General features: G+C 71.5%; 16 protein-coding genes. 4 read left to right on the forward strand and 12 right to left on the reverse strand.

Annotation, left to right across the window (positions count from 1 at the left end):
* Positions 1-16 precede the first annotated feature (16 nt).
* The 3 genes from STRCI_RS22835 to STRCI_RS22845 form a co-directional block, all read right to left on the reverse strand.
* Positions 17-652 carry an HAD family acid phosphatase gene (locus tag STRCI_RS22835; protein ID WP_269660819.1) on the reverse strand — a complete coding sequence of 212 codons (636 nt, stop codon included), beginning with the start codon at positions 650-652 and terminating at the stop codon, positions 17-19.
* 112 nt (positions 653-764) lie between these two features.
* Positions 765-3,881, reverse strand: coding sequence for an NACHT domain-containing protein (locus tag STRCI_RS22840; protein ID WP_269660820.1), 3,117 nt, complete (start codon positions 3,879-3,881; stop codon positions 765-767).
* 8 nt (positions 3,882-3,889) lie between these two features.
* Complete coding sequence (locus STRCI_RS22845; RefSeq protein ID WP_269660821.1) at positions 3,890-7,018, reverse strand: NACHT domain-containing protein; 3,129 nt, start codon at positions 7,016-7,018, stop codon at positions 3,890-3,892.
* Between the two features lie 350 nt (positions 7,019-7,368).
* On the opposite strand from STRCI_RS22845, the gene STRCI_RS22850 reads away from it, so the two are divergent.
* Positions 7,369-7,992, forward strand: coding sequence for a M23 family metallopeptidase (locus STRCI_RS22850; RefSeq protein ID WP_269660822.1), 624 nt, complete (start codon positions 7,369-7,371; stop codon positions 7,990-7,992).
* A gap of 10 nt (positions 7,993-8,002) precedes the next feature.
* Here STRCI_RS22850 and STRCI_RS22855 read toward each other — a convergent pair whose 3' ends face one another.
* The gene (locus STRCI_RS22855; protein ID WP_269660823.1) at positions 8,003-8,599 is read right to left on the reverse strand and encodes a TetR/AcrR family transcriptional regulator; all 597 of its coding nucleotides are present in this window, start codon (positions 8,597-8,599) and stop codon (positions 8,003-8,005) included.
* Positions 8,600-8,726: 127 nt separating this feature from the next.
* Here STRCI_RS22855 and STRCI_RS22860 point away from each other — a divergent pair, with 127 nt between their 5' ends.
* The gene (locus tag STRCI_RS22860; RefSeq protein WP_269660824.1) at positions 8,727-10,301 is read left to right on the forward strand and encodes an MDR family MFS transporter; all 1,575 of its coding nucleotides are present in this window, start codon (positions 8,727-8,729) and stop codon (positions 10,299-10,301) included.
* An 82-nt stretch (positions 10,302-10,383) separates the two neighbouring features.
* On the opposite strand, the gene cseC is transcribed toward STRCI_RS22860, so the two are convergent.
* The 5 genes from cseC to STRCI_RS22885 form a co-directional block, all read right to left on the reverse strand.
* On the reverse strand, positions 10,384-11,721 hold the full coding sequence (cseC, locus tag STRCI_RS22865; protein WP_269660825.1) for a two-component system sensor histidine kinase CseC: 1,338 nt from the start codon (positions 11,719-11,721) through the stop codon (positions 10,384-10,386).
* A gap of 20 nt (positions 11,722-11,741) precedes the next feature.
* Entirely contained in the window at positions 11,742-12,446 is a 705-nt protein-coding gene (gene cseB / locus STRCI_RS22870) for a two-component system response regulator CseB (RefSeq protein WP_269660826.1), read from the reverse strand.
* Between the two features lie 103 nt (positions 12,447-12,549).
* On the reverse strand, positions 12,550-13,239 hold the full coding sequence (locus STRCI_RS22875) for a hypothetical protein (RefSeq protein WP_418953367.1): 690 nt from the start codon (positions 13,237-13,239) through the stop codon (positions 12,550-12,552).
* Entirely contained in the window at positions 13,227-13,766 is a 540-nt protein-coding gene (locus STRCI_RS22880; RefSeq protein WP_015658751.1) for a SigE family RNA polymerase sigma factor, read from the reverse strand. The genes STRCI_RS22875 and STRCI_RS22880 overlap by 13 nt, the downstream gene beginning before the upstream one ends.
* 202 nt (positions 13,767-13,968) lie before the next feature.
* Entirely contained in the window at positions 13,969-14,901 is a 933-nt protein-coding gene (locus STRCI_RS22885) for an HhH-GPD family protein (protein ID WP_269660828.1), read from the reverse strand.
* A gap of 295 nt (positions 14,902-15,196) precedes the next feature.
* On the opposite strand from STRCI_RS22885, the gene STRCI_RS22890 reads away from it, so the two are divergent.
* A complete protein-coding gene (locus tag STRCI_RS22890) occupies positions 15,197-16,018 on the forward strand; it encodes a hypothetical protein (RefSeq protein ID WP_269660829.1) in 822 nt (273 codons plus the stop codon).
* Positions 16,019-16,059: 41 nt separating this feature from the next.
* Here STRCI_RS22890 and disA read toward each other — a convergent pair whose 3' ends face one another.
* A complete protein-coding gene (disA, locus tag STRCI_RS22895) occupies positions 16,060-17,184 on the reverse strand; it encodes a DNA integrity scanning diadenylate cyclase DisA (protein WP_269660830.1) in 1,125 nt (374 codons plus the stop codon).
* An 81-nt stretch (positions 17,185-17,265) separates the two neighbouring features.
* Positions 17,266-18,675 (reverse strand): DNA repair protein RadA, encoded by a 1,410-nt coding sequence (radA, locus tag STRCI_RS22900; RefSeq protein WP_269660831.1) that lies wholly within the window; start codon positions 18,673-18,675, stop codon positions 17,266-17,268.
* A 184-nt stretch (positions 18,676-18,859) separates the two neighbouring features.
* Between radA and STRCI_RS22905 the strand changes: the two genes are divergently transcribed.
* Positions 18,860-20,620: a BACON domain-containing protein gene (locus tag STRCI_RS22905; RefSeq protein ID WP_269660832.1), complete on the forward strand. Its 1,761-nt coding sequence runs from the start codon at positions 18,860-18,862 to the stop codon at positions 20,618-20,620.
* Positions 20,621-20,727: 107 nt separating this feature from the next.
* Here STRCI_RS22905 and STRCI_RS22910 read toward each other — a convergent pair whose 3' ends face one another.
* Positions 20,728-21,579 (reverse strand): DUF3109 family protein, encoded by an 852-nt coding sequence (locus STRCI_RS22910; RefSeq protein ID WP_269660833.1) that lies wholly within the window; start codon positions 21,577-21,579, stop codon positions 20,728-20,730.
* Between the last annotated feature and the right edge of the window lie 66 nt (positions 21,580-21,645).

The following is a 21,645-nucleotide window of genomic DNA, read 5'->3' on the forward strand; positions in this document are numbered from 1 at the left end:
GCGTTCCCTTGGCGACTTACGACAGCTGGCCGTCGTAGTCCGGCAGCTTGTACGTCTTCTCCGCGTGGCCGCCCGACAGGTCGGTGGCGCTGTTCCCGATGTTCGCGATGATCGTGTAGCCCTTGTTCTCGATGTCGACGCGCTGGGCCGTCTTGTAGTCGCCGACGTTCTTGAACAGGTCGAGGAAGCCGCGGACGTAGAGGCCGGCGACCTTGTAGCCGCGGTACTTGAGGTTGTAGTCGGTGACCGAGGCGATGATGCCCGGACGGGCGGTCACGAAGAACAGGGCGACGCCGCGCTCCTGGGCGTACTTGGCGACGTCCAGGACCGGCTTGTTGGCCGGCTGCGGGAAGCTGAAGCCGAAGTCGGTCTCCAGGGTCGTGTTGTCGATGTCGAACACGATCGCCTGCTTCTCGCCCGGCTTGGTGTTCGCGATCCGCTGCTTGATCTCGGGCAGCGCGGTGTTCATCACCAGCTGGCAGTCCTTCTGCCAGGTCGCGTAGTCGACATCCGCGGTGGCGGCGGCGGTGGCGACGGTCAGCGTGCCGGAGCTCGTCGCGGCCTGGGCAGCGGGGCCGGCGAAGGCCACCAGGGCGGCGGCGGAGGCGGCGGTGGCACCTATGCGGAGCGCCCAGGGGCGTCGGGTGGTCATGTGTGTGGGGGTCCCTTCGCGTACGGCCAGCGTGTCGTGTGCATGTTCGTCGGGCTGGGTGGCGCGTGGGGAACCGTAGGGTTACTGGACGGTAGGCCGCTAGAGGTGTGCGTCACACAACTCGGCGGATCCTTTCGAAAGTTCGGGCCGACGGCAGCGTGGCGAGAGCCGCCTCCGGGATCTCGGTGACGTCCGGGGCGTGTACGACGGTGGCTGAGCGGAGGGAGGGGAACAGGGCCGGGACCGCCGAAAGGTCCTCGGTGCCCTGGAAGTTGTTCAGCCGCAGATGGGTGACGCCGGGCAGCGGCGGGCCCTGCCAGCCTCTGTTGTGCTGCCAGTCGATGTGCAGATGCTCCAGCTCCGGCAGCCGGGCGACCTCCTCGTGGTCGGCGGGGGAGAGCGAGGTGGTGAGCTTGCCCAGGCTCAGCCGCCGCAAGGAGGCGAAGCGGTGCAGGCCGCGCAGCCCGGTCAGCTCCAGGGCGTGCTTGGTGAACCGCAGATAGCGCAGGTTCAGGTCCCGGGGCAGCGTCTCGCCCAGGGACTCGCCCTCCAGGAGGATCCCGAGGTCGAGCTGGTCCAGGGTCGGCGAGCCGGACAGGACGGTCAGATCCAGCTCGCGGGGCAGCAGGTCGAGGGAGAGCCAGATCAGCGGGAGGCGGGCCAGCGCGGCCAGGCTCTCCAGGGAGGAGCACCGGTTCACGTCCAGGTAGACCAGCCGGTCCAGGCCCGACAGACAGCTCAGGTCGCGCAGTTCGTCGTTGTCGCGGACGACCAGCTCCGACGTCGTGTCGTTGAGCCCGGCCCCGATCTCGTCCGGCGCGATCCCGCCGACGAGCTGGACGGAACCCCTTCCCCCCAGCTCCCGCAGAAACCGCAACTGCTCCGCCGACCGGACGCTGAAGAAGAGCCCCTCCTGCGGCAGTTGGCCGATGATCTCCTCGCCGTAGCGGCGGGTGGGGAACCGGGACCAGCTCCAGGAGAGCTGCGCCCGCACGTCCAGCCCCGGATGCTCCCGGAACCGGGCCAGCACCGGCAGCGCGGCCTCGGTGCCGATGAGGGAGGCGGTGACGACGACCGCCCGCGCCTCCTCCGGGTCCAGGCCCGCCGGGCCGGGCAGCAGCTCCAGGGCGAGCGGGCCGACCGAGGCCAGCGCGCGGGCCTCCTCCGTGGTGCGCGGCGGGATGAGCGAGGCCGCGTTCCGTTCGACCTCGGCGCGCACCCGGGGGTCGAGCTCCGTCGCGTGCTCCAGCGAGGCGAGCGCGAGCAGCCGTAGCCGGGCGCTCACCGCGCCCTCGGCCCGCTCCGCCGCCGCACTCAGGTCCCGCAGCAGCTCGGCCCGTTCGCGCGGACGGGCGTGTGCCATCGCCATCCGGACCACGTCCGCCCACTGCTCGTCGGCGGCTCCGCGCACCAGCAGCCCGAAGTCGCCGTCCTCGACGGCGGCCTTGGCGCCCAGGTAGTCCTGGAAGGTGCGGTGCACGAACTCCACGGTCCCGGCGGCCGGTTCGCGCAGCAGACCGCTGCGGACCAGCAGGTACCGCAGGATCTGACCGGCGTCGCCCTGTTCCGCCGCGAGCGGCAGCGAGGGCAGTACGTCGGCGATGATCCGCTCGGCGCGGTCGCGGTCGAGCTCGGACTGGTTGTTGCGGATCAGCCAGTACGCGAGCCGCTGGAGCAGCTGGATCAGGGGGAGTTCGGTGAGGAGGACCTCCCCCTGCCCGAACCCCTGCCCGAACATGTCCCGCTCCTCGTCCCGGCGGGCGAGCAGCATCGACAGGGCGGCGTCGTACAGCTCCTTGCGGCCGTGCGGGAGATAGCCGCGCCGGTCGCGGTGCAGGGCGCAGAGCAGCCCGCACATCAGCGGGTTGGTGGCGAGCCGCCCGAGGTCGGGCTTGGTGCGCACGGCGTCCAGCAGGGACCGCCGGTAGCCGTCCAGGCGCTCCGGGTCGGGCGCGTCGAGCCGGGCCGCGGTGTGCCAGCGCTCGATGAACGCGGACACGTCGTCCCGGCCCATCGGGGTGAGGGCCAGCTCGGTGAAGCCGTCGGCGGCGAGCCAGTCCTCGCGGACGGCGGAGGGGCGGGAGGTGACCAGCCACTGGTTGCCGGGGTAGACGTCGAGGAGATCGCGCAGCCAGCGGCGGGTGCGCTCCCGCTCGCGCTCGGGGATCTCGTCGATGCCGTCCACGAGCAGCAGGCCCCGCCCGGCGGCCAGCACCCGGTCGGCCCAGCCGTCCGGCTGGCCGGCGTGGAAGGGGACGTGCGCGGCGGACAGGAAGGCGTCGGGCGCCGGGAGGCCGCCGGGGCGGCGGACCAGAGTGCGCAGCGGCAGCACGAACGGGATCCGGTCGCCGTGCTCGGCGCGGGCTGCGGTCACCGCGAGCCACTGCACCAGCGTGGTCTTGCCGGACCCGGCGACCCCGCGCAGCATCACCCGGTCGTGTCCGGCGAGCGCCTGTTCCACCGGCTGCGCGGCGGAGGCGATGTGCGGCCCGCCGGGACCGCCGGCGCGGTCGTCCTCGCCGGGGCCGAGGGCCTGGAGGCTGAGGTAGGCGGCGTCCAGGGGCCAGCGGTCGGGGGAGTTGGCCAGGTCGATGCCGTAGATCGTGAGCCGGCCGTGCTTGGTGGTGACGTAGGGCAGATAGCGCCGCTCGAAGGTGGTGTCGGTGCCGCCGGTGGGCGGGGTGCGGGCGATCAGCTCGTCGACCCTGGCGATCAGCGCGTGCTGGCGCCGGGACTGCTCCACGAGGGTGCGGGCGACAAAGGTGGACCGCTGGGTGAAGAAGTGCACGATGTGCAGACAGGCGGTGGTGAGCAGGCGGCCGTAGAACTCGGCGGCGTCGTAGGAGAGTTCGCGGTCGGGGTGGCCGCCCGCGCCGCGCAGGCTCGCGGCGAGCGACTCATGGCCGAGGTCCACCGCCTGGACGTCCGTCATGGTGAGGTCGCCGAGCGCGAACAGGGTGTCGGCGAGGGCGTGTACGACGGCCTGCTCCTCGTCGGCGTGGATGGGCCGCTCGCCGCCCTTGAGGGCCTGGCGGACCAGCTCGGCGGAGAGCTTGTGCAGGGCGGGCCGGTCCAGCGTGCGCCGCTCGCCGCGGAAGGAGACGAACCCGGAGATCCGGACCGGGCGGTCGACCAGCGCGGCGCCCGCGGACTCGGTCACGAAGAGCTTCCTGATCAGCGGAGTGACCAGGGAGGACGCCAGCCTGACGCCTACGGCTGAGGGTTCCATGGGGGCGGTCACTCCTTGGGCCGAGGGTTGACCTCGACGTACGGGGGCAGGGCGGTGGCGTTGTGCACACGGCAGGGGAACGAGGTCAGCACATGGCTCAGGCGGGCCGCCGCCGCGAGCGGGGACAGGTCGACCTCGTCGGCCTGGAACACGTACAGCCAGGTCACCTCGGGAAACACCGTGACGAGTGAACCGAGGTCGGGGGTCTGGTGCTGGGACACCAGGGAGATGCGCGTGACGTTCTCCAGCCGGACGTTCTGGCTTTTCAGGGCGGTGAGTTCGCCGAGGTTGAGGCTCAGCACGGTCAGCCGTTTCAGGGCGGTGACCGCCTGCCAGTCCTCCTCGGTCGGTGGCGTGTCCAGGTCGAGGCCGAGCTGGCGCAGTGACGGGAACGAGGCCAGGAAGGACAGGTCGCGCGCGGACGGGGGGAGCAGGAGGCGCTGCAGCGGCACCTCGCGGCCCATGACCTCGATGCCCTGCCAGGGAGTGGAGCCGCGCAGGATCAGCTCCTGAAGGGGTATCCCGGCCAAGGGGGCGAGGGAGATGACGCCTGGGCACTCCATCAGGCGGAGCCGGGTCAGGCGCCGGTACCCCGCCAGGAAGCCCAGGTCGGTCGCGGGATGGTTGACCAGCGAGAGGCTACGCAGCTTCGCCTCGCCCAGGGCCTGGGTGATCAGCTCCGGTCCGAGGTCCCCGAACACCTCCACGTCATGGTGCCCGCCCAGCCGCCCCAGCGCCGCCAGCTCCTGCGCGGTACGCACCGCGATCGTGGTGCCCGGCGTGTCCAGCAGATGCCGGACGACCTCCTCGGCATACGTCTCGGTGTCGAACTGGTTCCAGTGGAAGCCCAGTTGATTGCGCACGGCGACGCTCTCGTGGTCCCGGTACCGCACCACGCACGGCAGCGCCGCGTCCCCGCCGATCAGGCTCGCCGCGCTGACGACATTGGCCGCGGCCTGGTCGTCGTGCACCTCCTCCGGGCCCGGCAGCAGCTCCAGCACCATCGGGCCGAGGTCGGCCAGCTTGCGGGCCTCCGCCTGGGTGCGCGGCGGGATCAGCTCCCCGGCCCGCCTCTCCACCCGGGCCCTGACCTCCGGGTCCAGCTTGGCCGCGTGCTCCAGACAGGCCATCGCCAGCAGATGCAGCCGTACCCGGTGCTCCGGCTCCCGGTCACCGCGCTCCACCAGCCCGCGCAGCAGCCGGGCCCGCTCGGCCGGGCGGGCATGCGCCACGGCCATCCGGATGACGTCCTCCCACTGGTCGAGCTGGGCGTGGTGCAGCAGGACGTCGAAGTCCCGCTCCTCCACGGCCGCCCGTGCGCCCAGATAGTCCTGGAAGGTGCGGTGGACGAAGTCCACGGCCCCGGCGGCCGGTTCGCGCAGCAGTCCGGAGCGGACGATCAGGTGGCGCAGGATCTCCTCGGCCGAGCCCTGCGCGGCGACGTAAGGCATGGAGGGCAGCAGCCGCTCCAGCTGATGGAGCGCGTCCGAACGGTCCATCTCCGCACGGCCGTTGCGGATCAGCCAGTACGCGAGCCGCTGCAACAGCTCGACCTGGGACTCCTCGTCCAGCTCGACGCTCAGCTCGCGCTCGCGGTCCCGGCGCTCCAGCAGCATCGACAGCGCGGCGTCGTACAGCGCCTTGCGGCCGCGCGGCAGAAAGCCCCGGCGCTCACGGTGCAGGGCGCAGATCAGCGCGCACATCAGCGGGTTGGTGGCGAGCCTGCCCAGGTCCTGCTTGGTGCGTACGGCGTTCAGCAGCGCCTCGCACAGGGCCGCCTCGGCGCCCGCGGCCCGGTGCCAGCGGCGGATGAAGACAGTGATGTTCTCCCGGTTCATGGGGGAGAGGGTCAGCTCGGTGAAGTCCTCGCCGCCGAGCCATTCCTGGCGTACCGCGGAGGGGCGGGAGGTGACCAGCCAGAGGTTGCCGGGGAAGGCGGCGAGCAGATCGGCCAGCCAGCGCCGGGTGCGTTCGCGCTCCTCCTCCGGGACCTCGTCGATGCCGTCGACCAGGAGCAGTCCGCGGCCGGCGCCGAGGACGCGGTCCGCCCAGCCGGCGGGCTGCGAACCGGCGAGCGGGCAGCTGACCGCGTTCAGGAAGTCGCCGGGGACGGGGAGGCGGGCGCCGCCCCGGGTGAGGGTGCGCAGCGGCAGGACGAAGGGGACGCGGCCCATGAGGTGGGCGAGATCACCGGTGAGGCGGCCCTGGTGGGCGGTGGTGACCGCGAGCCACTGCACCAGCGTGGTCTTGCCGGACCCGGCGGCGCCGCGCAGCAGCACCCGCTCGTGCCCGGCGAGCACCTGCTCCACGGGCTGCGGGGCGGACGGCAGCCAGCGCTCCGGAAGGGCGACCTCGGCGTCCCGTGTGGTCAGGGACTCGCCGGGCGCCTCCTGGTGCTCGGCGTCCCGGGTCGCCTCCAGGCTCAGATAGGCGGCGTCCAGCGGCCAGGCGCGGGACTCGTTGAGGTCGACGCCGTAGATCGTCAGCCGGCTGTGCTTCTTGGCGAGGTAGGCGGTGTAGCGCTGCTCGAAGCTGGTGTCCTCGACCGTACGGTTCGCCAGGCGCCCGAGGAGGAGGTCCATCCGCTCGATCAGGTCGCCGAGCTGCCGGCTCTGCTCGACGAGGGTGCGCGGGACAAAGGCGGAGCGCTGGGTGAAGAAGTGCAGGATGTGCAGACAGGCGCTGGTCAGCAGCTGGGAGTAGAGGGAGACCGAGTCCTCGCTGAGGAAGCGGACCAGCTCACGGCCGCCGGCCTGGACGTACAGGGTGGTGGCCAGGGCCTCGTGGCCCAGGCGTACGGCCTGGACGTCGTCGAGCTCCAGCCGGCCCAGGGCGTACAGCGTCAGCTCCAGGGCGTCGGTGACGGCCTCCAGCTCGGAGTCGTCCAGTGGGGCTTCCCGGGTCTCGCGGGCCGCGCGGTCCACCAGCTCGCGGACCAGCTTGCGTAACTCCTTCTCGCCGAGGGCGCGCTTCTCGCCCCGGAAGGACACCAGCGCCGACAGCCGCACCGGGCGGTCCACCAGGGCGGCGCCCGGACCGTCCTTGACGAACAGCTTGCGCACCAGCGGACCGACCAGGCCGGACGCGAGCCTGGCGCCGAGTACTGCCGGGTCCAACCCGCCCACCCCCGTCGTCACATGAACGCAGGTCAGGGTAGCGCCGGTCACATTCCGGCGTCCCTGGATCTTGGGCACCGGTGACATGCCGCACAGGCGATATGTCCCTTACGAGGGGGAGTAGTAGAAAGGCCCGTTGGGACAAAACGGACTTTTGGTCCAGTCCTCCGGAGCCGGGCCCGTCGTGATGGGCGTATTCGTCACGGATGGGAGCTCTGTCAATGTGACATCAGTTTTGCTACGAACTACTAGTTTCCGTCGTAGGTCACACGTTTGGGCGGAGATGGGCGGCGGCGGTACCAAGGACTGGCCCACCCGGCGGCAGGCAGTGCGCCAGGTGGTTTCTCTGTTCCCGACCCCCCGAGGTTCTGATGTCCCAGCGCGTCTCCGTCCGCTCTTCCCGTACGTCCCTGCTCCGCAACCGCGTCGCCGCAGTGGCCGCCGCCCTGGGGGCGACGGTCGTGCTGGGGGCCGGAGTCGCCTCGGCCGCCGAGCCCGCCGCCGCGAAGACCGCGGCCACCGCCAAGACCGCGACCGCCGCGAAGACCGCCAAGGCCGCGAAGGCCAAGAAGGCCGTCTCCTGGGTCAAGCCGGTGAAGAAGTACACGAAGTCCGCGAGCTTCGCGCAGAACGGTGCCATGTGGCAGTCCACCCACAGCGGCCAGGACTTCGCCGTCGCCAGCGGCACCCAGGTGTACGCCGCGCACGGCGGCACCGTCGTCAAGGCCGGCGGCAACGGCGCCGGTGACGGCCCCGCCTACGGCAACGCCGTCGTCATCAAGCACGGCAACGGCACCTACTCGCAGTACGCCCACCTGTCGAAGATCCAGGTGAAGGTCGGCCAGCTCGTCAAGACCGGCCAGAAGGTCGCCCTGTCCGGCAACACCGGCAACTCCAGCGGCCCGCACCTGCACTTCGAGATCCGCACCACCGCCAACTACGGCTCGGCCGTCGACCCGGTCTCCTTCCTCCGCGCCAAGGGCCTGTCCCTCTGAGGAGATCTCCCTAAGAGGACTTCCGGGCGCCGCCGTGCGCCTTGGTGATCAGATCGATGGCGACCTCCAGGACAGCTTCGCGCTTGTCCTCGGGGTCGCCTTCGAGTTCCTGGAAGACGAACATCCCGGCATGCATGGTGAACAGCGCGCTGATGCAGCGGACCTGGTCGACCAGGTCGGCGTCGGGGTCGATGACGATCTCCCGCATGCCCTTCATGCGGTTCTTGAACATCATGCCGATACTGAGGTCCCGTACGGTCGCCTGGTTCTCCTGCATGAAGCGGAACAGCGGTTCCGCCTCGGTCAGCGCCACGCCGTAGCGCCGTAGCAGTTCCCGCTTGGTCTCCAGGGTTTTCGGCTGTTCCCGGCCCCAGGCGATCAGTTCCTCGATCGGCTTCGTCAGATCCTCGAAGAGGCTGACGATGATCTCTTCCTTGGTCTTGAAGTGGTAGTAGAGCGCCGCCTTGGTGACGTCCAGGCGCTCGGCGATCTCCCGCAGTGAGGTCTTCTCGTACCCCTGCTCGGCGAAGAGTTCGAGTGCCACGTCCTGGATGCGCTGACGGGTGTTACCGCGCCGCCGCTGCTTGGTGCCATCCATGCCGCCCATGCCACCCATCCTCGTACTCCTCGCGCTTGCCAAAAACTTACTTGACGCCCGGCTAGTTACGCCTCTACTTTCCTGAAGTGTAGACAACTTGCCGGGCGGCAAGTAAGTAGCTGGGGGAGTGGGAGCCATGGCGCAGACGCAGTCCGCGGACGGGGACGCGGTACCGGAGGAACGGCCCAGGAGCGTGCGGGTGGTACTCCTCGCGCTCATGATCACGATGATGCTCGCGATGCTCGACAACATGATCATCGGCACCGCGATGCCGACGATCGTGGGTGAACTGGGCGGGCTCGAACACCTCTCGTGGGTCGTCACCGCGTACACCCTCGCCACCGCCGCCTCCACCCCGCTGTGGGGCAAGCTCGGCGACATGTACGGCCGCAAGGGCGTCTTCATGAGCTCGATCGTGCTGTTCCTGATCGGCTCCGCGCTCAGCGGCATGGCCCAGGACATGGGCCAGCTGATCGGCTTCCGCGCGGTGCAGGGCCTCGGCGCCGGCGGACTCATGGTCGGTGTGATGGCGATCATCGGCGACCTCATCCCGCCCCGTGAGCGCGGCAAGTACCAGGGCATGATGGCCGGCGTCATGGCCCTCGCCATGATCGGCGGCCCGCTGGTCGGCGGCACCATCACCGACCACTGGGGCTGGCGCTGGGCCTTCTACATCAACCTCCCTCTCGGCGTCGTCGCCCTGGCCGCCATCAGCGCGGTCCTGCATCTGCCGAAGAAGCGGGCGCAGGCGCGGATCGACTATCTGGGCGCCGGTCTGCTGACCGTCGGCATCACCGCGATCGTGCTGGTCACCGCCTGGGGCGGCGCGGAGTACGCCTGGACGTCCGCGCGGATCATGGAGCTGATCGGCATCGGCGTCGCCTCGCTGGTCGGGTTCGTGTTCTGGCAGACCAGGGCCGCCGAGCCGGTACTGCCGCTGCACATCTTCCGCAGCCGCAACTTCACGCTGATGTCCGTCATCGGCTTCATCGCCGGCTTCGTGATGTTCGGCGCCACGCTCTTCCTGCCGCTGTACCAGCAGGCCGTGCAGGGCGCCTCGGCCACCAACTCCGGGCTGCTGCTCCTGCCGATGCTCGGCGCGATGCTGGTGACCTCGATGGTCGCGGGCCGGGTCACCACCAACACCGGCCGCTACTACGTCTTCCCGGTCCTCGGCAGCGTCCTGATGGTCCTCGGCCTCTACCTGCTCTCCACGATGGACACCGGCACCTCCCGCCTCACCTCCGGTGTCTTCATGGCCGTGGTCGGACTCGGCATGGGCTGTCTGATGCAGATCACCATGCTGGTCGCGCAGAACAGCGTGGAGATGAAGGACATGGGCGTCGCGTCCTCCTCCACCACCCTCTTCCGCACCCTCGGCTCCTCCTTCGGCGTCGCGATCATGGGCGCGCTCTTCAACAACCGCGTCCAGGACGTCATGGCCGAACGGTCCCCGTCGATCGGCTCCAAGATCACCGAGCAGTCAGCCCAACTGGACGCGGCGAGCCTGGAGAAGCTGCCCGAGGCGGTACGGGAGGCGTACCAGCACGCGGTCTCCGCGGGCACCCACTCCGCGTTCCTGCTTGGGGCGGCGGTGGCGGTCATCTCCCTCGTCGCCGCGGTGTTCGTGAAGGAGGTCCCGCTGAAGGGGGCGGGCCCGAAGGAGGAGACGGCGACGACGCCGCAGGCAACGGTGGCGGAGACGGTCTGAGAACTCCCTCGGGGAGGCGTACCCAGGGGCGCGGGGAACTGCGCGACAAGCCCCCACCGACCGGCAGTCGAACAGCTACGGATCACGGAAGCATCGGATAACTGCCCGTATTGGTGGGCGCATGCTCCGGAAGCCACAGCACCGCCACCGCCCCCTCCGCAGGAACCCCCTCCGGAGCCCCCGCGGGCCGCACATTCCGAAACGTCAGGCGCGCGCCCAGAACGCGCGCCTGACCCGCCGCGATGGTCAGCCCCAGCCCATGCCCCCGCCCAGCCCGATCCGTACTCCCCGTCCGGAACCGGCTGGGCCCCTCCGCGAGCAACGCCTCCGGAAACCCGGGCCCATGGTCCCGAACCCGGATGACCCGCCCTTCCACGCTCACCTCGACCGGCGGCTTCCCGTGCCGCGCGGCATTGGCCAGCAAGTTGAACAGCACCCGCTCCAGCCGCCGAGGATCGGTCGTGACCTCGGACTCATGGACGACCCGCACCTCGACGTCCGGGTCCTTCGCCGCCACCCGCCGCGCGATGAACTCGCCCAGCATGATGTCCTGCAACTCCGCCCGCTCCGAGGCACCGTCGAGCCGGGCCACCTCCAGGACGTCCTCCACCAGCGTGCGCATGGCCTTGGCCCGGTCCAGCACCAGCTCGGTCGGCCGCCCCGGCGGCAACAGCTCGGCCGCCGTCAGCAGCCCGGTCACCGGCGTACGCAGCTCGTGCGCGATGTCGGCGGTGACCCGCCGCTCCGCCTCAAGACGCTGCTGCAGCGCGTCCGCCATCGCGTCCACCGCCCGCGCCAGATCGTCGGTCTCGTCCCGCACCACCCCGCCGATCGCGTCCCGCACCCGGACGTCCGTCTCCCCCTTGGCGACCTGCCCGGCGGCGACCGCCGCCTTGCGCAGCCGGCGTGACATCTGCCCGCCGATCAGCACCCCGATCGCGCTGCCGCCGAGGACGACCGCGATGGAGCCGATCACCAGGGCCTGGTCGAGGTCGTTGAGGATGTCGGTGCTGCGGTCGGTGAACCCGGAGTGCAGCGACAGCACCCGCCCGTCCTGCACCGGCACGGCCGCCCATATGTCCGGCCCGCCGCGCGCCGAGTCGGTGACATAGGTCGCCCGCCGCCCCTGGCGGACCTTGTCCCGCAGCGGCTCCGGCAGATCCTGGTCGTCGACCTTGACGTTCGGGAAGTTGGGCCGCCCGGACAGCTCGTAGTTGCGCTGTGCGATCTGGATGCGCTCATCGGCCAGATCGCGCGCGTTGTCCAGCATGGACACCCGCGCGGCGTTGTGCACGACCAGGCTGAGCGCGACCGCCACCAGCGCGCCGACCAGCGCGATGGCCGCGCTGAGCTTCCACTTCAGACCGGTACGGATATCGACCGCGCGCAGATCCGCACGGCCCCAGGAGATCCCCCGCATGTCCTGCTGCCCCGCCCCGCTCAGGCCTTGAGCTTGTAGCCGAAGCCACGGACCGTCTCGATCCGGTCCTGGCCGATCTTCGTACGGAGCCGCTGCACATGGACGTCGACGACGCGGGTGTCCCCGCCCCAGCCGTAGTCCCACACCCGCTCCAGGAGTTTGTCCCGGGAGAGCACCGTGCCCGGCGCGGAGGAGAACTCCAGCAGCAGCCGCATCTCGGTCGGAGTGAGCGCCACCGGCGAGCCGGCCCGGCGCACTTCCATCCCCTCGGTGTCGATCTCCAGTTCGCCGAAGGTCAGCACCCCGCCGTTCGCCGTCGCCCCCGCCTCCTCGGCCTGCGCGCCACCGCTCGCGTGTCCGAAGCGGCGCAGCACCGCGCGGATCCGGGCGACCAGCACGGCACCGTCGAACGGCTTGGTGACGTAGTCGTCCGCGCCCGCCTCCAGACCCAGCACCACGTCGATGGAGTCGGCCCGCGCCGACAGCATGATCACCGGCACGGTCGACTCGTCCCGGATCCGGCGGCACAGGCTGACGCCGTCCAGACCGGGGACCATGACGTCGAGCAGGGCGATGTCGGGCCGGTCCGCGCGGAACGCCTCCAGGCCCGACAGGCCGTCGGGCATGGCGGTGACCGCGAAACCGTCCCGCTCCAGGGCGAGCTGGGTCGCCTCGCGGATGACGTCGTCGTCCTCGACGAACAGAACGTGGGTCTGGTCTGCCATCCCGGTGCTCTCAGTCCTCTGGGTGGTGGTGGGCGTCCTACAGGAGATCGGATGCGGGGGCCCGATCGGTTCACACCGGCGGCGGCCGGGCCTTCGGCGGTGCTCAGGCCTCCGGCACCGGCGAGGGCGTGTCCTCGACGACCGTGCCGTAGTCGTTGTGCCAGAAGTACTCCTGGGCGAAGCGGCTCCCGCTCCAGCGGTACGTGATCACGTTCTCGCCGGACGGGTTCGACACCGGGTCGCCCTTCTCGTACACCTGCTTGCTCACCACCAGATCGCCGCGGTCGATCTGCGCGTAGACCGGCGGCTCCTCGGCCTGGAACACATTCTCGTACGAGCCGTTCTGCTCGCGGTACACGTACGAGCCCACCCCGACGCCGTCTCCACAGGTCAGGACGTTGACGACGACGTCCTCGGCGGTGCCGCCGGTGAGGTCGCCGTAGGAGGTGTCAATGGCGTAGTCGTCGGCGGCGCACGGCCTGAGACCGCGTTTCACCTCGGTCGACACCAGCGGATCCGTCTTGATCAGCCGCACCACCTCGGCCGGCCCGGGGCGGCCGCTCGACGAGGGCGCGGGGGAGGCCGACGGAGCCACGGCCGCGGCGGCCCCCGACTGGTCGTGCGCCGGGCCCTCGTCGCGGGCGCCGGTGCCGCCGGTCGCGCAGGCGGACACCAAAAGGGCGAGGGCGGCGAACACGACGAGTGCCGTGATCACCGCCTGATGGGTTCCCCGGGCCGGTTCCGGTTCCGGATCCGGCCCCGCGCCGGGCGCCTGACTGGCTAGGCCGCGCACCGCTCCCGCTCCTCACGCTCCAGCGCGCGTGCGTCCAGATCGCGGCTCTCCAGCTCCTCGCGGAGCCGGGCGAGCGCCCGGTGCAGCGTGCTCTTGACCGTTCCGGCCGACATGCCGAGGGCGGCGGCCGTCTCCTCCGTGGACATCTGCTCCCAGTGTCGCAGCACGACGACACTGCGCTGCTTGGGGGCGAGCACCTTCATGATGTCCATCAGCAGGGCGCGGTCCGCGTGCTGTTCGGTGGAGTCGTCGACCGAGGCGTCCGGGAGCTGCTCGGTCGGGACCTCCTCCAGCTTGCGGGCCCGCCACCACTCGGTCCGCGTGTTGATCATGACCCGGCGCAGATAGGCGTCCGCGAGCCGCTTGTCCTCGATGGTCTCCCAGCGGCCGTACGTCCGTACCAGCGCGGTCTGGAGGAGGTCCTGTGCGTCCACGGGGTCCGGCACCAGCCGACGCGCGCTGCGCAGCAGCGCGTCCTGCCGGGTGCGGACGTACTCCTCGAACTCGAGCACCTCGCCCTGCGCCATGTTGACCGCCTCCGATTCCCCGTTTTTCTTCGTTCCGTGCCACCCCTCGGGCACGGCAATGAAGCTACGGAGGCGTTGTCACGGCGCTGTCCGAAGCAGCCTGCGGCTGGCAATCGGCTGTCCGTCGGTTGTGTAACGGAAGTAGGAACGGGGTAAAGCGGCACACCAAATGGCGGGGCTATAGGGTGATTTGGCGTGTGACTCAGGTTGCGGGCAACCGATACAGACCACCCGGCAGTGGCTCGACCAGCCCGTCCGAGACCAGTCCGTCCAGCGCGCGAGCGCGCTGCACCGGCTCGTGCCACACCCGGTCCAGGGCCGTCTGCGGCACGGGCGCGTGGGCCTCCCGCAGTACGGCGAGCAGCTTGCCGCGGACCTGGCGGTCGGTGCCGGCGTAGGTCTGGCCGCGGCGCGGCGGGCCCTCGTGCTCCGGCTTGCCCGCGAGGCGCCAGGCGCACAGCGCGGCGATCGGACAGCGGTGGCACGACTCGTTCTTGGCCGTGCACACCAGCGCGCCCAGCTCCATGGAGGCGGCGGCCCAGCGCGCGGCCGTCGGCTCGTCCGCGGGCAGCAGCGCGCGGGCCAGCTTGCGCTCGGCGGCGGTGGTGGCGTTCGGCGGGTAGCGCACCCCGGTCACCGCCCGCGCGAACACCCGGCGGACGTTGGTGTCGAGCACCGGATGCCGCTGCCCGTACGCGAACGAGGCGACCGCCGCCGCGGTGTACTCCCCGATGCCGGGCAGCGCGAGCAACTGCGCGTGATCGGTCGGTACGTCACCGCCGTGCCGTTCCGTTATCGCCACCGCGGCGCCGTGCAGCCGCAGCGCGCGGCGGGGATAGCCGAGCCGTCCCCAGGCCCGGACGGCCTCGCCGGGTGCCTCCTCGGCGAGGTCGGCGGGGCGCGGCCAGCGGGCCAGCCACAGCTCGTAGACGGGCAGGACCCGGTTGACCGGGGTCTGCTGGAGCATGAACTCGCTGACCATCACCCCCCACGGTCCGGCCTGCGGCCGCCGCCAGGGCAGGTCGCGGGCGTGGTCGTCGAACCAGTCGATGACGGGTGCGTGCAGCGGCTCTCCGCGGGACGCCTCGTCGCCGCGGGGCTCGGGGCGGGCGTCGGACTCTGTGGGCGCAGTCATGGCCCTACCGATCCTGCCATGCGGGGACGGGGGCACGGGGGGACCGCCACCCCATGGGGGTACGGCATGTGCCCGCGGGTTCGCCGTGGAGCGGACGGGTCCGGGACGGCCGTACCGCCGGGCGGAGTCACCGAGGAGGCTGGCGGCACGACCGTCACCCTCACCAACGGACGGGCCCCGGCGCCGAGTTCCCCGCCGGCCGCGGCGGCTCTCCGGGATGATGATCCGGAAAAGATGTGACCCAGGGCGGCGGGTGGGGCGAGGGAACGCGCCGATCTCTCGTACAGTTTGCGCCGTGGGATCTCTGCGCAATCCGGTCGGGCCGCTTCCCTCCACCATCTACTGGCGTCGGAGGGCCGTACTGCTGTCCGTGGTCGCCCTGTTGGCGCTGCTGATCACCTGGGTGCTCGCCTCCGGCGGCGGGGGCGACAAGAACGGCGCCAACGGGTCCAACGGCAAGAATCCCGCGCCCTCCACCATCACGCCGGGTCCCTCCGGCTCCGGTCCGGCGATCAGCCAGGCGCCGGGCGGGCGCGACGAGTCGGAGGACGGCGGCTCGGGGGACTCTTCGGGTTCGGGTTCCGGCGATGGCTCGGGCTCCGGTTCCGGCGACGGGTCCGGGTCCGGATCCGGGTCCGACGGGAGCGCCGGTGGCGGCTCCGCGGGCGGTACGGGGGTCGGCGCGGGCGACACGCTTCCGGCGGGCTCCTCGCTGCCCAACTGCACCGCAGGCGCGGTGAAGTTGACGGTCCGCAGCGCCCGCAACACCTACGGCCCCGGTGAGACGCCCACGCTGGAGCTCACCGCGACGAACTCGTCCGGCGGCGACTGCAAGGTCGATCTCGGCCCGAAGAACGCGGTCCTGACGGTCACTCAGGCCGACAGTGACGAGGACTACTGGTCCTCGGAGCACTGCCCGAAGACGGCGGGCAGCCTGGTCTTCCGGGTGGCGGCCGACAGCAGCGTCACCTACCCGGTGAAGTGGGACCGCAAGCCGAGCGCCCCCGAGTGCGCCACACCTCCGGCGGGCTCGGCCAAGGCCGGTACCTACCTGGTCGAAGCGACCACTCCGGGCTTCGCGAAGGCGCAGACGTCGTTCGTACTGGAGAAGGACTAGGGCAGGCCCTAGGGGCAGGGCGCACCCGAAAGCGGCGCCGGCTAGACGTACCGCTCCAGAATCGAGGACTCCGCCAGTCGCGACAGGCCCTCGCGGACGCTCCGCGCCCGGGCCTCGCCGACCCCGTCCACCGTCTGGAGATCGTCCACGCTCGCGGCGAGCAGCTTCTGCAGCCCCCCGAAGTGCTCCACCAGCCGGTCGATGATGGCCCCGGGCAGCCGCGGCACCTTCGCCAGCAGCCGGAACCCGCGCGGCGACACCGCGGAGTCCAGCGCCTCAGGAGACCCGGTGTACCCCAACGCCCGCGCCACGGTCGGCAGTTCCAGCAGCTCCGCATGGCTCAGCGCGTCCAGCTCGTACAGCGCCTCGTCGACCGTACGGGACCGCTTCGCCGTCGGCTCGGGCACATAGTCCCGTACGACCAGCTCCCGCTCGGGCTCGACGCCCGCGATCAGCTCGTCCAGCTGCAGCGCGAGCAGCCGCCCGTCGGTGCCCAGCTCCACCACGTACTCGGCGATCTCGGTGGCGATCCGCCGGACCATCTCAAGACGCTGCGCCACCGCGGAGACGTCCCGGACCGTCACCAGGTCCTCGATCTCCAGCGCCGACAGCGTCCCCGCGACCTCGTCCAGCCGGAGCTTGTACCGCTCCAGGGTCGCGAGGGCCTGGTTCGCGCGGGAGAGGATCGCGGCCGAGTCCTCCAGGACACGGCGCTGACCGTCGACGTACAGCGCGATCAGCCGCATCGACTGGGACACCGAGACGACCGGGAACCCGACCTGCTTGCTGACCCGGTCCGCCGTACGGTGCCGGGTGCCCGTCTCCTCCGTGGGGATCGTCGGATCCGGCACCAGCTGCACGCCCGCGCGCAGGATCTTCGACAGGTCCGAGGAGACCACGATGCCGCCGTCGAGCTTGCACAGCTCCCGCAGCCGGGTCGCCGAGAACTCGACGTCCAGGACGAATCCGCCCGTGCACATGGCCTCGACGGTCCTGTCGGAGCCCAGCACGATGAGTCCTCCGGTGTTGCCGCGGAGGATCCGCTCAAGGCCGTCGCGCAGGGCCGTGCCGGGTGCCACGGCGCTCAGTGAGGCGCGCATCAGGCCATCGGCACCGGAGCTCCCACCGGACTTTCCGGGAGCTGCTGCCCGGTCGTTGGCTGCCACTGCACTCCTCCGGTCGCAGGTTCTGGGGCGCTCCCGTTTCGCACACTCGGTTCGTACGGACGGGCGAGACCAGGGCAAAGTCTACCGGCGCTCCTCCTCGTCCCGTGGGGCCTCTCGGCGACGCGAGCGCGGAAGGACCCGGAGAGCGTCCCCTATGTCCGCGACTTCCAGCACCTTCATACCGGAAGGGATCTTGCCCGGGTCGCCCGGAACGAGGGCGTGGGTGAAGCCCAGGCGGTGTGCCTCGGCGAGCCGTCGCTGCACGCCCGTGACCCGTCTGACCTCGCCCGCGAGGCCCACCTCGCCGATCGCGACGAGGTTCTTCGGCAGCGGGGTGTCGCTGGCGGCGCTGGCCAGCGCGAGGGCGATGGCGAGGTCCGCCGCGGGCTCGGAGAGCTTCACTCCGCCGACCGTCGCGGAGTAGATGTCCCGCTTGCCGAGCGCGCTGATCCGGCCCCGCTGCTCCAGGACCGCGAGCATCATCGAGACCCGGGAGGTCTCCAGACCGGAGGTGGTGCGGCGCGGGGAGGGGATCTGCGAGTCGACGGTGAGCGCCTGCACTTCGGCGACGAGCGGGCGGCGGCCCTCCAGGGTGACCGTCAGACAGGTGCCGGGGACCGGTTCGTCACGACGGGTCAGGAAAAGTCCGCTTGGGTCGGCGAGGCCCGTGATGCCCTCGTCGTGCAGTTCGAAGCAGCCGACCTCGTCGGTGGCGCCGTAGCGGTTCTTGACGCCGCGCACCAGGCGCAGGCGCGCGTGCCGGTCGCCCTCGAAGTGCAGGACGACGTCCACGAGGTGCTCCAGCAGGCGGGGGCCCGCGATGGCGCCGTCCTTGGTGACATGGCCCACGAGCAGCGTGGACATCCCGCGGTCCTTGGAGGCTCGGATCAGCGCGCCCGCGACCTCCCGCACCTGGGCCATGCCGCCGGGGGCGCCGTCGATCTCCGGGGAGGCGACCGTCTGCACGGAGTCCAGGATCAGCAGGGACGGCTTGACCGCGTCCAAGTGGCCGAGCACGGCGGCCAGATCCGTCTCGGCGGCGAGGTACAGATGATCGTCGAGTGCCTTGATGCGGTCGGCGCGCAGCCGCACCTGGCTCGCCGACTCCTCGCCGGTGACATAGAGGGTGGGGTGCTCGTCACTGGCCGACTTGGCGGCGACGTCCAGCAGCAGGGTGGACTTGCCGACGCCGGGCTCGCCCGCGAGCAGCACCACGGCGCCGGGCACCAGACCGCCGCCGAGGACGCGGTCCAGCTCGGGCACGCCGGTGGGGCGGGCGGTGGCCTGCCGCCCGTCGACCTGGCCGATGGGCAGCGCGGAGGTCGTGACGCGCCCCGGAGCCGTGGTACGGACCGCGGGCGCGCCGTACTCGTCGATCGTCCCCCAGGCCTGGCACTCGGGGCAGCGACCGAGCCATTTGGCCGTCTGCCAGCCGCACTCGGTGCAGCGGTAGGACGGACGCTCCTTGGCGGTCTTCGTACGGGCAGCCATGACCGAAACGTTAACCGCCCCCACTGACAACGCCCGCGCACCCGTCGCGAACCAGCCACGCCGACAGGGAACAGGCCACGGAACGAGGTGCTCCTGTCCCCTTATGAGGGATCGTTTCACCCGTACGAATTAAATGTGCTCAAGGTGGGAGAAGGCGCCTCCCCGACGCGCCTACGGTCCACGGATGACGAGCAGCCGTCCGGAGACCTCCACCCGCACCACCGGCGCACACCGAGCGCACCGAGAGGCGCGCGACCGAGGCGCGGCGCGCACCCTGGCGCAGCGCCCGCCCGCGCGCTACGAGCCGTACCTGGACGGCCTGTTCACCTACTGCCTCTCCGTGCTGTGCGACCACGACGCCGCGACCGCCGCCCTCGGCGATGTCCTCGCCCTGGCCGAGCGCCGCGGTCAGCGCGTCCCGGAGTCCGCCGCCGACCGCCGCGCCTGGCTGTACGCCCTCGCCCGCTGGTCCTGTCTGCGCAAGCTCGCCGAGGCCAAGCAGAAACGTCAGGGCACCCACGCCGCAGGCCGCCACGGCAGCCACCGGCCGCCCGCCGCCCCGCCCGTCTCCGAGCGGGCCCAGGAGGAGCGCAGGCGGCAACTCGCCCTGCTCGCCTGGCCGGAGGCGGCCGGCACCACCCCCGAACAGCGCGAGGCGCTCGAACTCGCCGTACGCCACCATCTCGCCGCCCACGAGGTCGCCGCCGTCCTCGGCACCGACCCTGTCGCCGCCCGCGAACTCCTCGCCTCCGCCGCCTGCGAGGTGGAGCGCACCCGCGCGGCCCTCGCCGTGGTGGAGACCGGCACCTGCCCGAGCGTCGCCCGTCTCACCGGAGACAACCGGCTCGTCCTGTCCACCGCCCTGCGCCGCGAGCTGGTCCGCCATGTCGACGACTGCCCCCGCTGCCGCCGCACCGCCGAGCGCGCGGTCCCCGGCCGCTGGCCCGGCGCCAGCGTCACCCCCGCCGAGCTGCCCGTCCTGGAGGCGCCCCGCGCGGCCCTGCACATCGCCATGGCGCACGTCCCACGCGCGCGGGGCACCGCGCCCCGGTTCGACCGGCGCGGCTTCCCCATGGACCCCAAGGACCGGGCCGCCCGCCGGGACCGTCTGCGCGCGCGTGCCGTCACCACGACCGTCGTGGCCACCGTCGTCGCCGCCCCCGTGCTCGCTCTGTGGGCCGCCTATCGCGGGACACCCACCGGTGAGGGCGTCTCGGGCCGCGCGGCCAGCGCGAGCGAGGCGGAGGGCCCGGACGCCCTCGACGGCGAGGCGGCGGGCGGCTACGAGAACGCGGGCAACGCCAGCCCCGGCGGCCGCCACGCCAAGGGCGCCGGACCCGATGTCACCGTCGAGGTCATCAGCGTCACCGGCGCCGGGAAGAAGGGCGCGGGACAGCTCGACGTCACGGCCGACACCAGCGGCGACACCACCCTCATCACCCTCACCGCCACCGGCGACGCACCCGTGCGCTGGTCCGCCGCCACCGGCGCGTCCTGGCTGTACCTGAGCCGTTCGTCGGGAACCCTCGCGCCCGGCGAGTCGTTCACGATCAAGGTGTACGTCGATCCGCTGCGGGAGCCGTCCGGGTACTGGACCGCGCGGGTCGCCGTGTCGCCCGCCGGAGCCGTCGTCCGCATCGAGGGCTACGGCAGCGCGCCGAGCCCCTCCGCCCCGGGAACCGGCCCCGGCAGCCCCGATCCGACGCCCACCGGCCCCACGCCGAGCGACCCGCCCCCGACGACGCCCGGTCCCACGCCCACCGATCCGGAACCGACGCCCACCGATCCGGCGCCGACCGACCCCACGCCGACGGATCCGCCGCCCTCGTCCTCCGATCCGGATCCGCCGCCGTCCGGGACGGGAGAACCGACGGATCCGGGAGGCTCGTCACAGCCGTCACCACCACCGAGCAACAGCGGCGACCCGAGCCCCTCCCAGTCCTAGAGCCTGTCGTTTGGACCAGTCCGGCGTCGCGGGGTCTGGGGCCAGCCGGACGGCACCCTTCCTGCAGCCGGCCTGATCCAAACGACAGGCCCGCGCTACCCGTGCCGTCAGCCCACCGGGTCCGCGGGATGCGGTGCCACCAGCGGCAGCTGTGAGGCCAGGCGCTGCTCGCACAGTTCGACCAGGCGGTCGTAGCCGGCCTTGCCCATCAGCTCGGTCAGCTCCGCGCGGTAGGAGACGTACACCGGGTCTCCGGCGCCGTGTGCCGAGGTCGCAGAGGTGCACCACCAGTGCAGGTCATGGCCGCCCGGGCCCCAGCCGCGGCGGTCGTACTCGCCGATCGACACCTGGAGCACGCGCGTGTCGTCGGGCCGGTCGATCCAGTCGTAGGTCCGCCGGACCGGAAGCTGCCAGCAGACGTCCGGCTTCGTCTCCAGCGGCTCCTTGCCCTCCTTGAGGGCGAGGATGTGCAGCGAGCAGCCCGCGCCACCGGCGAAGCCGGGGCGGTTCTGGAAGATGCACGAGCCCTGGTAGGGGCGGGTCTGGCGCTCGCCGTCCTCGTCCGTGGAGACCCAGCCGGACTCCATGCCCACGTCATGGTGCTGCCAGATCTCCGGCGTGAGCCTCGCCACGTGCTCGGCGACCCGCTTCTCGTCGTCCTCGTCGGAGAAGTGGGCGCCCAGGGTGCAGCAGCCGTCGTCCGCGCGACCTGCTTGGATGCCCTGGCAGCCGCTGCCGAAGATGCAGTTCCAACGAGAGGTCAGCCATGTCAGATCGCACCGGAAGATCTGCTCGTCGTCTGCCGGATCGGGGAACTCCACCCACGCGCGTGCGAAGTCCAGGCCCTGCTCGTCCGCTGCCGAGGCCTTCTGCTTCGCCTTCTTCGATGGCTTCACCTGCGAAGAGCCGCCGGATGATTTGGCCACCTTCGGGTCCTTCGCCTTTTTCGTCTTTGGCACGCGTCCAGGGTAAGTCGCCCGGGACCCCGGCCGGGACCGCTCCGGGGGAGGTGGATGGCCCGGCTG

Source organism: Streptomyces cinnabarinus (assembly GCF_027270315.1).
Classification (GTDB): Bacteria; Actinomycetota; Actinomycetes; order Streptomycetales; family Streptomycetaceae; genus Streptomyces; species Streptomyces cinnabarinus.